Genomic DNA, 11,720 nt, shown 5'->3' on the forward strand with positions numbered 1-11,720 from the left:
GACCGAGGAGGCCCCTGAAGTGCGCTACACCGTCAACTGCTCCATCGTGTTCCCCGACCTGCCGCTGCTCGAGCGGCCCGCGGCCGCCGCGGCGGCCGGCTTCGACGCCGTCGAGTTCTGGTGGCCGTTCGCGGACTCCGTGCCCGGCGACCACGAGGTCGACGCCTTCGTCACGGCCGTCGCCGACGCCGGCGTCACCCTCACCGGGCTCAACTTCACCGCGGGCGACATGCCCGCGGGTGAGCGCGGCATCCTGTCCGACCCGGACCGCGCGGGCGAGTTCGCCGACAACGTCGCCGTCGCCGTCGGTATCGGCGAGCGGCTCGGCACGCTCGGTTTCAACGCCCTCCACGGCAACCGGCGCGACGACCTGGACCCGCGCGTCCAGGACGAGACCGCTGTCCGCAGCCTCGCACTGGCCGCCGACGCGGCCGCCCGCATCGGCGCGGTCGCGCTGCTCGAACCGGTCAGCGGCGTCGACGCCTACCCCCTGAAGACCGCCGACGACGCCGTCGCCGTGCTCGACCGGGTCGGGTCGCCGCATCTGCGGCTGCTGCTCGACGTCTACCACCTCGCGGTGAACGGCGACGACCCCGCGGCCGCGATCGACCGCCACGCCGACCGGATCGGCCACGTCCAGATCGCCGACGCCCCCGGCCGCGGTGAGCCCGGCACCGGGGACCTGCCGATCGCCGACCTGCTCGCCCGGGTCGTCGCCGTCGGCTACGACGGCCCGGTCAGCCTCGAGTACAAGCCCGTCACCGCCGACCCGTTCGGCTGGCTGACCAGGGAAGGAGCTTCCGCATGAGCGCCATCGCCTTCGTCGGCCTCGGGATCATGGGCGGCCCGATGGCCCGCCACCTCGTGAAGGCCGGGCACGACGTCGTCGGCCACAACCGGAGCCCGGAGAAGGCGGAGGCCCTCGCCGCCGACGGCGGCCGGGCCGCCACGACGGTCGCCGAGGCGGTGACCGGCGCCGACGTGGTCGCGCTGATGCTGCCCGACTCCCCCGACGTCGTCGACGTCTGCACCCGCGACGGCGGCGTGTTCGACACCGCGGAGCCGGGCACCCTGGTGGTCGACTTCTCCACGATCCGCCCCGACGTCGCCCGGGACCTCGCCGCCCGCGCGGCCGAGCGCGGCCTGCGGATGCTCGACGCCCCGGTCTCCGGCGGCCAGGCGGGCGCCGAGAACGCCGCTCTGTCGATCATGGTCGGCGGGGAGGAGGTCGACGTGGCCGCCGCCCGCCCGCTGCTCGACGTCGTCGGGAGCACCGTCGTGCACGTCGGCCCGTCCGGGGCCGGGCAGACCGTCAAGGCCGCGAACCAGCTGATCGTCGCCGGGAACATCGCCCTGCTCGCCGAGGCGATCGAGTTCCTGCGTGCGCACGGCGCCGACCTCGACGCCGCCGTCCGTGTGCTCGGCGGCGGACTCGCCGGCTCGAAGGTCCTCGACCAGAAGGCCCTGAAGATGCTGGCCGGGGAGTACGCCCCCGGCTTCCGGATCGACCTGCACGACAAGGACATGGGCATCGTCGCCGACTCCGCCCGCGAGGCCGGGGTGGTCGCCCCGGTGGCCGCGCTCGTCGCCCAGCTCGTCGCCGCCACCCGGGCCGCCGGTGACGGCGGCCTCGACCACTCCGCCCTGCACCGCACCGTCCGCCGCCTGAACGGGGAATCGTCATGACCCGGATGACCGCGGCCGAGGCCGCCGTCCGCATCCTGGAGGCCGAGGGCGCCACGCAGGCGTTCGGCGTGCCGGGCGCGGCGATCAACCCCTTCTACGCCGCGATGCGCGCCCGCGGCACGATCGGCCACGTCCTGGCCCGCCACGTCGAGGGCGCCTCGCACATGGCCGAGGGCTTCACCCGCGCGCGCCCGGGGAACATCGGCGTCTGCATCGGCACCTCCGGCCCGGCGGGCACCGACATGGTGACCGGGCTGTACTCGGCGTCGGCGGACTCGATCCCGATCCTGGCGATCACCGGGCAGGCGCCGGTCGCGCGGCTGCACAAGGAGGACTTCCAGGCCGTCGACATCGCGGCCATCGCGGCACCGGTCACCAAGATGGCGATGACCGTGCGCGAGGCGGCGCAGGTGCCGGGCGCGTTCGCCCAGGCGTTCCACCTCATGCGGTCCGGCCGGCCCGGTCCCGTGCTGATCGACCTGCCGATCGACGTGCAGCAGACCGTCATCGACTTCGACCCCGACACCTACGCCCCGCTGCCGGTTCACCGTCCCGCGATGACCGGCCCGCAGGCGTCGCGGGTGCTGGACCTGCTCGCCGAGGGCGAACGGCCGCTGATCGTCGCGGGCGGCGGCATCGTCAACGCCGACGCCTCCGCCGAGCTCGTCGAGCTGGCCGAGCTCCTCGGCGTCCCGGTCGTGCCGACCCTGATGGGCTGGGGCACGATCCCCGACGACCACCCGCTCGCCGCGGGGATGGTCGGGCTGCAGACCGCGCACCGCTACGGCAACGCCACCTTCCTGGCCTCCGACGTCGTCGTCGGGATCGGGAACCGCTGGGCCAACCGGCACACCGGTGGGCTGGACACCTACCGGCGCGGGCGCCGGTTCGTGCACGTCGACATCGAGCCCACCCAGATCGGGCGGGTGTTCGCCCCCGACTACGGCGTGGTCTCCGACGCCGGGGCCGCGCTGCGCGCCCTGCTGGCCGAGGCCCGCCGCCGCCGCGACGCCGGGACGCTGCCGGACCGCGGCGCGTGGGCGGAGTCGTGCCGCGAGCGGAAGGCGACGCTGCTGCGGCGCACCGACTTCCCCCACGTGCCGATCAAGCCGCAGCGGGTGTACCAGGAGATGAACCGGGTCTTCGGCCCGGAGACCCGCTACGTGACGACGATCGGGCTGTCCCAGATCGCGGCCGGCCAGTTCCTGCACGTCTACCGGCCCCGGCACTGGGTCAACTGCGGCCAGGCCGGACCGCTCGGCTGGACCATCCCGGCCGCGCTGGGCGCCGTCGTCGCCGACCCGTCGACCCCGGTCGTCGCGCTCTCGGGCGACTACGACTTCCAGTTCATGCTGGAGGAGCTCGCGGTCGGCGCCCAGTTCGGACTGCCCTATGTGCACGTCGTGGTCAACAACTCCTACCTGGGGCTGATCCGGCAGGCGCAGCGCGCGTTCGACATGGACTTCCAGGTCTCCCTGGCCTTCGACAACATGCACGCCGACGAGGAGCTGACCGGGCTGCCCAAGGGCTACGGCGTCGACCACGTCCGCGTCGCGGAGGGGCTGGGCTGCGTGGGGCTGCGAGTGACCGAGCCCGACGAGATCGCCACGACCCTGCGCCGGGCGTCGCAGCTCGCCTCGGAGCACAAGGTGCCGGTCGTGGTCGAGGTGGTGCTGGAGCGGGTCACGAACATCGCGATGGGCACCGAGATCGACGCCGTCACCGAGTTCGAGGACCTCGCCGAGACCCCCGTCGACGCCCCGACCGCGCTGGCCCACCGCCGGTGAGCGCGATCCTGCTGGCCCCGGACAAGTTCAAGGGCTCGCTGGACGCCGCCGCCGTCGCCGACGCGCTCGCGGCCGGGATCGCCGACGTCGACCCGGGCCGTCCGGTGCGCCGCTGCCCGGTCGCCGACGGCGGCGAGGGCACCGTCGCCGCGGCGCTGGCCGCCGGCTGGGAGCCGGTCACGACCATCGCGACCGGCCCCACCGGGGCTCCGCTGAGGGCCGTCTGGGCCCGGGCCGGGGCGTCCGCGCTGGTGGAGCTGGCGTCGACGGCCGGGCTCGCGGTCCTGCCCGGCGGGGTGCGCGACCCGGGCGGCGCGGGCACCGAGGGGCTCGGCACCGTGCTCGCCGCGGTGCTCGACGCCGGGTGCACCGACGTCGTCGTCGGGCTCGGGGGCAGTGCCACCACCGACGGCGGCGCCGGGCTGCTGCGCGGGCTCGGCGCCCGCGTGCTCGACGCCGGCGGCGCCGAGATCGGGCGGGGCGGCGCGGCGCTGGCCCGGGCCGACCGGCTCGACCCGGCCGGGCTGCACCCGCGGCTGCGGGACCCGGCCGTGCGGGTCCGGCTCGCCGCCGACGTCGACAACCCGCTGCTCGGCCCGCACGGCGCCGCGGCCGTCTACGGTCCGCAGAAGGGCGCCGACGCCGCCGGGGTCGCCGCGCTCGACGCCGCGCTGGCCCGCTGGGTGCGGGTGCTCGCCGCCGCCACCGGCACCGATGCCGACGCGCTCGCCGCGGCGCGCGGCGCCGGTGCCGCGGGCGGGACGGGGCTCGCGCTGACCGCCGTCTGCGGGGCGCGCGTCGCACCCGGCGTCGGTACCGTCCTGGAGCTGACCGGCTTCGACGACGAGCTGGCCGGTGCCGGCCTCGTCGTCACCGGGGAGGGCAGACTGGACGCCCAGACCCTGCACGGCAAGGCCCCGGCCGGGGTCGCCGCCGCCGCCCGCGCGGCCGGGGCCCCGGTCGTCGCCGTCGCCGGGCAGGTGACCCTCGGCCCGGCCGCACTGCGGGCCGCGGGTTTCGTCGCGACCTACGCCCTGACCGACACCGCACTCGACCACCGCGACGCGGTCGACCGCGCCGCCGAGCTGCTGCGTCTGCTGGGCGCCCGGATCGCCACCGACCACCCGTCCCCCACCCGCCCGATGATCAGGAGCAGACCGTGACCGACCCCTCGCTCATCGACCTGGCCTCCCGCGCGCTCGGCGGCTCGGTCGTCGCCGCGAACGACGAGTTCTTCGCCCAGCGCGAGAACCTCATCACCGCCGCCCCGCCCCGCTTCGACCCCGACGAGTTCGGTCTCAAGGGCAAGGTCTACGACGGCTGGGAGACCCGGCGCCGCCGCGAGCCCGGCCACGACTGGGCGCTGGTCCGCCTGGGTGCGCCGGGCGTGGTGGACCACGTCGTCGTCGACACCTCCTGGTTCAGGGGCAACTACCCGCCGGAGATCGCCGTCGAGGCGACCGCCGTCGACGGCCACCCCTCCCCCGACGAGCTGGAGAAGGCGCCCTGGCACGAGATCGTGCCGCGCTCGGCGTGCGCCGGGCACACCGCGAACGTCTACCCGGTGACCGACACCCGCCGGGCCACCCACCTGCGGCTGATCATGCACCCGGACGGCGGGATCGCCCGGTTCCGGGTGCTCGGCCGGGTGCTGCCCGACCCGCGGTTCCTCGAGGGCACCGTGGACCTGCTCGCGGCGGAGAACGGCGGACACGTCACCGGCTGCTCCGACGAGTTCTACTCCTCCCCCGGCAACCTGCTGCTGCCGGGGAAGGCGCGGCACATGGGCGAGGGCTGGGAGAACGCGCGGCGCCGCGACGGCGGCAACGACTGGGTCGAGTTCGCGCTCGCCGCGGGCGGGGTCCCGCGGCACGTGGAGGTCGACACGACCTGGTTCGTCGGGAACGCGCCGGGCTGGGTCTCGGTCAGCACCCGCGACGAGCGCACCGGCGGGTCGTGGACGGTGCTGCGGGACCGCGAGCGGGTGCAGCCCGACACCCGGCACCGGTTCCTGCTGCCGGGCGCCGCACCGGCCACCCACCTGCGTCTGGACGTGTTCCCCGACGGCGGGCTGTCCCGGCTGCGGTGCTGGGGCGAGCTCGACGAGGACGGCGCGGCCGCCGTGCGCCGCGCCCTCGACGCGGCGGGCTGACGGCGCCGGGGCCGGTCGGGGTCAGGTACCGGAGGAGACCGGCCTGCCACCCGCGCGGTCGTCGCCTGCCCGGCGCGGTCCGGGCACGGTCCCGGCACCACCGGCGGTGCCGGCACGGGCCGCGGTCAGCGTCCGGACGGCGACCTCGGCGGAGGGGAAGGCACTGCAGCGCTGCAGGACCTGGCGGGCGGGCAGCGGCAGCAGCTCCGCCCGGCCGCCGCACCCGGCCAGGTGCAGACGCACACCCTCGGCACGCGAGCGGGCGACGACCGCGCCGAGCCGCTCGGTGGCGGGCCCGTCGAAGGCGTTGACCCCGGAGAGGTCGACGACGACGTGTCCCGGGGTCCGGCCGCACCGAGCCTGCGCGTCGAGCATCCGCGCCAGCGCCTCCACTCCCGGACGGTCCAGCCGCCCGGACACCCGGATCAGCCGCACCCCCGGTCCCGCCGTCTCGACCGCCAGCCCGATCCCCGTCTGCCCCGCCACGTCCGCCTCCTCGCCGCGCCGGGCCCGCCCGGGCCCGGACACCCGCGGCCTTCCCGGAGCTCCGCGGTCTACACGCGCACGGACGGCTTGATCGATACCGTCGCCCGGTTCGGGGAAACCGGACCAATCCGGCCGCACCGCGTGATATACATCACCTCGCGTGAGCAGCCGGTCTCCCACCGGCACGCACCCGCCTCGTCGCAGGCCACGCACCCCGAGGACCCACCACCCGTCGCTGGGGAGCGGACGGGTGGTCGCCCCGGCCGGGGCCGGCGGATTCGGGACCGCCGACCCCGGCCGACTCGGCCCCACATACCACCGTCCGGGGCGGTCGCACGGCCCCGTCGGAGATCAGGCCGGGCGGTGCCCCGGCGCGGGCGCGGGCCTGCCGTGGGCACGCGGCGGGCGCGGCGCGACACCGGCCCGCTCGGCGGGGTGCAGCCGGTCGGCGCCGATCGCGGGCCGCACCGGTGCCGGGCGCAGCCGGCCACGCGCCGCGGCCGTGAGCACCTCGACGACGGCCTCGAACGACGGGTACCGCCCGTCGGGCAGCGGGAGGATCTGCTGGCGGACCACGCCGCTCACACCCCACGCCTCGGCCTCGGCGAGGACCTGCCAGCGGTGGGCGGGCCAGCGCAGACCGGCCAGCACGCGTCCGAGGTTCTCGCGCAGCCGCTCCAGGTCGCCCGGTGACACCGGCAGCGGGTCGACCGGCGACAGCACGGTCCGGGCGGCCGGGACCGGCGCGGGGACCGGGCGCAGCGCGCGTCCCGGCACGGGGGGTGCGCTCACGCGGCCCACCCCCTCTCCAGCTCGGGCTGCTGCGCCCCGCTGCACGCCGGGTCTCCGTCGAGGTGCCGGTAGGAGAAGGCGGGCCTCTCCAGCGGGGCCGCGGGGTCGGAATGCCGGAAGATCCGACAGACCGAGCCGTCCGCGACCGACGACCAGCATCGTTCGCAGATGCGGAGCCGGGGAGTGTTGTGCTGCACGATCCACCGCCTGGGGCGATTCCGGGACCCTGCCCGCCCGCCCCGTTCCGGTCGACGTCCGCAGGTCGGCAAGGTCATCCCCACTGAGTGTGGTGGACGACATATCGACCCGCCACTCCTGGCCGTGTATCAGCGATCCGGCCGGAGGGAGACGTGTGCGGCGCGGGGCGGCCGGGGGCAGCTCACTCCCCCTCCGCGCGGTAGCGCTGCTCCAGCTCGCGGACCTCCCCGATCCCGGCGAGCTCGGCGAACGCGTCGAGACCGCCGAGCCGGTCGATCAGCGACGCCGGGGTGCCCTCGGCCCGCAGCCGCTCCAGCAGCTCCCGCATCCCGGCCGTCGCCGCGAGCAGGGTGCCCACCGGGAACAGGACCAGGGCGAACCCGAGCTCGGCCAGCCGGTCGCGCGACAGCGGCGGGGTGCGGCCGCCCTCGGCCCAGTTGAACACCAGCCGGTGCCCGGCCAGCGCGGTCGCGACGGTCTCGATGTCGCGCTCGGACGTCGGCGCCTCCACGAACAGCAGGTCGGCGCCGGCGTCGGCGAACCGGCGGGCCCGGTCGATCGCCGCGTCCAGCCCGTCGACGGCGGCGGCGTCGGTCCGCGCGATCACCAGCAGGTCCGGGTCGGTGCGGGCGTCGACGGCGGCCCGCACCTTCGCGGCCATCTCCGCGGCGGGCACCACCTGCTTGCCCGCGAGGTGCCCGCACCGCTTGGGCATGACCTGGTCCTCCAGGTGCAGCGCGGCGACCCCGGCCCGTTCGTAGTCGCGGACGGTGCGGATGACGTTGAGCGGGTTGCCGTAGCCGGTGTCCGCGTCGGCGATCAGCGGGAGGTCGACGGCGTCGGCCAGCCTGCCCGCGTGCGCGGCCATCTCCGCACCCCCGAGCAGGCCGACGTCGGGCCGGCCGAGCAGCCCGGCCGTCGTCCCGAACCCGGTCATGTAGACGACGTCGAACCCGGCCTGCTCGACCAGCCGCGCGGACAGCGCGTCGTAGGCGCCGGGGGCGAGCACCGGGGTGCCGGCGTCGAGCAGGGCACGCAGGCGCGCCCGGCGGTTCCCGGGTCGGCTGAGGAGGTCGGCCACGGCGGGGTCCCTTCGTCGAGCTGGATTGTGTACACGCATCGCCCACTCTGCCTGTCATCCGGACGTAACAACAGGTGGAGCCTTGTGCGTGACCGGCGGCACTCGTAGGTTGCATACAGCCCAACGCCGGAGGTGACGATGGTCGACACGACTCCCCGGCGCGCCTCCGAGCGCGCCCAGGCCGCGCTGCGCGAGGAGATCCTCACCGGCGCGCTGGCCGCGGGCGCCCACCTGGGCGAGGTCGAGCTCGCCGACCGCCTCGGGGTGTCGCGCACCCCGGTCCGCGAGGCGCTGTCCCGGCTGGCCGCGGAGGGGCTGGTCGAGCTGCACCCGCACCGCGGTGCGCGGGTCGCCACGTTCTCCGAGGCCGACCTCGACGACATCTTCGGGGTCCGCACCGCGCTGGAGCCGCGGGCCACGGCGCTGGCCGCCGCCCGCGCGACCGCCGCCGACCTCGACGAGCTCGACGACCTCGCCGGCCGCATGCTCGCCGTCGGCGGCCCCGGCCCCGGGCAGGACCTCGACGCCCTGGTCGCCCTGAACCGGCGGTTCCACGCCCGGCTGCTCGAGATCGCCGACACCCCCGCGCTCGCCTCCGCGCTGGCCGGCGTGGTGCACGCACCGGTCGTGCTGCGCACCTTCCACACCTACGATGCGGCGTCGCTGGCCCGCAGCCTCGCCCATCACGCCGAGATCGTCGCCGCACTGCGCGCCGGGGACGGCGGCTGGGCCTCCGCGGTGATGGTCAGCCACATCGCCAACGCCCGCGCCGTGATGACCGGGGACCGCCGGTGACCGGGGCCGGGTCGGGACCGCACGGTGCGCCGTTCTCGGGCCGGGTCGGCTGGGGCGCGGCACCGGCCGTCGTCGTGGTGGACCTCGTGGCCGCCTACACCGAGCCGGACGGGCCCTTCTTCCTCGGGGACGCCGCGACCGCGCAGCGCGTCACCGGCGGCTGCGACGCCGTGGTCGCCGCGGCCCGCGCGGGCGGGCACCCGGTCGTCTGGACCGTCGTGCGCTACGCCGCCGACCTCGCCGACGCGGGGTTCTTCGCCGCGAAGGTCCCCGCCCTGTCCTGCTTCGCCGAGGGCGCCCCCGGGGACTGGGGCCGGCTCGTCCTCGACCCGGCGCCGGGCGAGACGCTGCTGGCCAAGCAGCACGCGTCCGCCTTCGCCGGGACCTCGCTCGCCGCGACGCTGCGGGCCCGCGGGGTCGACACCGTCGTCGTCACGGGGGTGTCGACGTCGGGCTGCGTCCGCGCCACCGCCACCGACGCGCTCGCCGCCGGGTTCCGCCCGGTCGTCGTCGCCGACGCCTGCGCCGACCGCGACGCCGGCGTCCACGCCCGCAACCTCGCCGACCTCGACGCCAAGTACGCCGACGTCGCCGACCTGCCCAGCACCGTCACACAGCTGTCCACCCCGGAGGTCTGAGTGCACTACGGCGTCTTCATCCCGAACGCGACCAACGGCTACATCCTGTCCACCGGCAGCCCGCAGTACCGGCCGAGCTTCGCCCACAACGTGGCGATCACCCAGGAGGCCGAGCGCCAGGGCCTCGACTTCGTGCTCTCGATGATGAAGCACCGCGGGTCGGGCGGGCCGAGCGACTTCTGGGGCGAGTGCCTGGAGTCCTTCACCCTGTTCGGCGGGCTCGCCGCCGTGACCGAGCGCATCGGGCTCTACCCGTCGGTGACCACGCTGGCCACCCACCCGATCATGGCCGCCCGGATGGTCGCGACGATCGACGAGATCTCCGGCGGACGCTGCGGGCTCAACATCGTGACCGGCTGGAACAAGCCCGAGTACACGCAGATGGGGCTGTGGCCCGGCGACGAGTACTTCGAACGTCGCTACGCCTACGCCGCCGAGTACGTCCGGGCGCTGCGGGCACTGTGGAGCGAGGGGACCACGACCTTCTCCGGCGAGTTCTTCTCCTTCGACGACGCCGACATGCGCCCCAAGCCGCTGCACACCCCGACGATCGTCTGCGCGGGCCAGTCGCCGGCGGGCCAGGCGTTCACCGCCGAGCACGGCGACCGGAACTTCATCATGGCCGAGCGCTCCAAGGTCGGGGACATCGCCGCCGGGGTGCGCCGGCTCGGCGACGAGGCGGGCCGCGACGTCGGCACCTACGCGCTGTACTGCATCATCGCCGAGGAGACCGACGACGAGGCCGACCGGCTGTGCGCGCACATCGTCGAGAACGCCGACCTCGAGGCCATCAGCTACATGACCACCGGGGCGTCGCTGGACACCAACCCGGACGGCACCTCGGCCCAGCTGCTGGCGTCCCTGGAGCGTCCCGCGTCGGAGGGGAACATGGCTTTCCTGTCACTGCCGGTGGTGAAGGGCTCCTACGAGCGGGTCGCGGCCCAGCTCGACGAGATCGCCGCGACCACCGGCATCGACGGGGCGCTGCTCACCTGGCCCGACTTCGTCGACGGCGTCACCAAGTTCGGCGAGCGTGTGAAGCCGCTGCTACGGGAGGCCGCCCAGCCCGCCACGACCTGAGGAGACCCCACTCACGGTGAGTGAGGGGGGTTGTCCCCACTGTCCGTTCTGGTGCGAGCCGGAACCATCGGGGGGTGTGACCGACACCCGGCCCGCGCCGCGCTCCGACTTCTCCGACCGGCTCCGGCATCCCGTTCCGCACCTGTTCGTCTACGCGTTCGCGATCGTCCCGGCGATCGCGCTCGTCGCCGCGGTCCCGCTCGCGTGGGGCTGGGGCCTGACCTGGCTCGACGCCGGCCTCGCACTCGCCCTGTACGTCGTGTCCATGCTGGGGGTGACCGTCGGTTTCCACCGCTACTTCACCCACGGCTCGTTCACCGCGAACCGGCCCCTGAGGATCGCGCTCGCCGTCGCGGGCAGCCTCGCCGTCCAGGGGCCGGTCCGGCACTGGGTGGCCGACCACCGCCGTCACCACGCCTACGCCGACGCCGAGGGCGACCCGCACTCGCCGTGGCGCTACGGCACCTCCCCCGCCGCGCTGGTCCGCGGCTTCTGGCACGCCCACATGGGCTGGATCTTCGACCGGTCGCTGACCGACCAGCGCCGCTTCGCCCCGGACCTGCTCGCCGACCCCGACATCGACCGGGTCCACCGCGGTTTCACCGTCCTGACGATCCTGTCCGTGTTCGGGCCCGGCGTCGTCGGCGGCCTGGTGACCTGGTCCTGGTGGGGCGCGTTCACCGCGTTCTTCTGGGCCGGGCTGGTCCGGATCGCGGTGTCGCACCACGTCGCGTGGTCGACCAACTCGATCTGCCACCTCGTCGGTGAGCGGCCGTACCGGGCCCGGGACCGCTCCACCAACGTCTGGCTGCTCGCCGTCCCCAGCATGGGCGAGTCCTGGCACAACCTGCACCACGCCGACCCCACCTCGGCCCGGCACGGCGTCGGCCGCGGCGAGATCGACATCTCGGCCGGCACGATCCGGCTGTTCGAGAAGCTCGGGTGGGCGTGGAACGTCCGCTGGCCGACCGAGAAGCGGCTGGCGAAGCTGGCCGCCCGGCCGGACGAGCCCGCCGCCGCCTGAA

At 75.5% G+C, this 11,720-nt stretch carries 12 protein-coding genes; 9 read left to right on the plus strand and 3 right to left on the minus strand.

Annotated elements, in window-relative coordinates:
- Positions 1-19 precede the first annotated feature (19 nt).
- From ATL51_RS05605 to alc, 5 genes are read left to right on the plus strand one after another with little or no spacing between them, the layout of a single operon-like run.
- On the plus strand, positions 20-808 hold the full coding sequence (locus ATL51_RS05605; RefSeq protein WP_100877895.1) for a hydroxypyruvate isomerase family protein: 789 nt from the start codon (positions 20-22) through the stop codon (positions 806-808).
- Positions 805-1,686 carry an NAD(P)-dependent oxidoreductase gene (locus tag ATL51_RS05610; RefSeq protein WP_100877896.1) on the plus strand — a complete coding sequence of 294 codons (882 nt, stop codon included), beginning with the start codon at positions 805-807 and terminating at the stop codon, positions 1,684-1,686. The genes ATL51_RS05605 and ATL51_RS05610 overlap by 4 nt, the downstream gene beginning before the upstream one ends.
- A complete protein-coding gene (gene gcl / locus ATL51_RS05615; protein WP_100877897.1) occupies positions 1,683-3,473 on the plus strand; it encodes a glyoxylate carboligase in 1,791 nt (596 codons plus the stop codon). The genes ATL51_RS05610 and gcl overlap by 4 nt, the downstream gene beginning before the upstream one ends.
- Entirely contained in the window at positions 3,470-4,636 is a 1,167-nt protein-coding gene (locus tag ATL51_RS05620; protein ID WP_100877898.1) for a glycerate kinase family protein, read from the plus strand. The genes gcl and ATL51_RS05620 overlap by 4 nt, the downstream gene beginning before the upstream one ends.
- A complete protein-coding gene (gene alc, locus ATL51_RS05625; RefSeq protein ID WP_100877899.1) occupies positions 4,633-5,625 on the plus strand; it encodes an allantoicase in 993 nt (330 codons plus the stop codon). The genes ATL51_RS05620 and alc overlap by 4 nt, the downstream gene beginning before the upstream one ends.
- Positions 5,626-5,646: 21 nt before the next feature.
- Here the strand turns inward: alc and ATL51_RS28005 are convergent, their stop codons facing one another.
- From ATL51_RS28005 to ATL51_RS05645, 3 genes are all read right to left on the minus strand, one after another.
- Complete coding sequence (locus ATL51_RS28005; RefSeq protein ID WP_157818231.1) at positions 5,647-6,111, minus strand: sodium-independent anion transporter; 465 nt, start codon at positions 6,109-6,111, stop codon at positions 5,647-5,649.
- Between the two features lie 351 nt (positions 6,112-6,462).
- On the minus strand, positions 6,463-6,903 hold the full coding sequence (locus tag ATL51_RS05635; RefSeq protein WP_157818232.1) for a DUF2795 domain-containing protein: 441 nt from the start codon (positions 6,901-6,903) through the stop codon (positions 6,463-6,465).
- A gap of 379 nt (positions 6,904-7,282) precedes the next feature.
- Positions 7,283-8,182, minus strand: coding sequence for an isocitrate lyase/PEP mutase family protein (locus ATL51_RS05645; RefSeq protein WP_100877903.1), 900 nt, complete (start codon positions 8,180-8,182; stop codon positions 7,283-7,285).
- A gap of 138 nt (positions 8,183-8,320) precedes the next feature.
- On the opposite strand from ATL51_RS05645, the gene ATL51_RS05650 reads away from it, so the two are divergent.
- The 4 genes from ATL51_RS05650 (at position 8,321) to ATL51_RS05665 (ending at position 11,719) form a co-directional block, all read left to right on the plus strand.
- Positions 8,321-8,977: a GntR family transcriptional regulator gene (locus ATL51_RS05650; protein WP_062402948.1), complete on the plus strand. Its 657-nt coding sequence runs from the start codon at positions 8,321-8,323 to the stop codon at positions 8,975-8,977.
- Positions 8,974-9,615, plus strand: coding sequence for an isochorismatase family protein (locus tag ATL51_RS05655; protein ID WP_100877904.1), 642 nt, complete (start codon positions 8,974-8,976; stop codon positions 9,613-9,615). The genes ATL51_RS05650 and ATL51_RS05655 overlap by 4 nt, the downstream gene beginning before the upstream one ends.
- Positions 9,616-10,695, plus strand: a complete 1,080-nt coding sequence (locus tag ATL51_RS05660) for an LLM class flavin-dependent oxidoreductase (protein ID WP_073575052.1) — start codon at positions 9,616-9,618, stop codon at positions 10,693-10,695.
- 76 nt (positions 10,696-10,771) lie between these two features.
- Entirely contained in the window at positions 10,772-11,719 is a 948-nt protein-coding gene (locus ATL51_RS05665; protein ID WP_100877905.1) for an acyl-CoA desaturase, read from the plus strand.
- Position 11,720: the final 1 nt, after the last annotated feature.

The organism is Pseudonocardia alni, assembly GCF_002813375.1.
Taxonomy (GTDB): domain Bacteria; phylum Actinomycetota; class Actinomycetes; order Mycobacteriales; family Pseudonocardiaceae; genus Pseudonocardia; species Pseudonocardia alni.

Coding starts and splice junctions, on each gene's coding strand:
- ATL51_RS05610 (WP_100877896.1), top strand. CDS start 805: ATGAGCGCCATCGCCTTCGTCGGCCTCGGGATCATGGGCGGCCCGATG.
- gcl (WP_100877897.1), top strand. CDS start 1,683: ATGACCCGGATGACCGCGGCCGAGGCCGCCGTCCGCATCCTGGAGGCC.
- ATL51_RS05650 (WP_062402948.1), top strand. CDS start 8,321: ATGGTCGACACGACTCCCCGGCGCGCCTCCGAGCGCGCCCAGGCCGCG.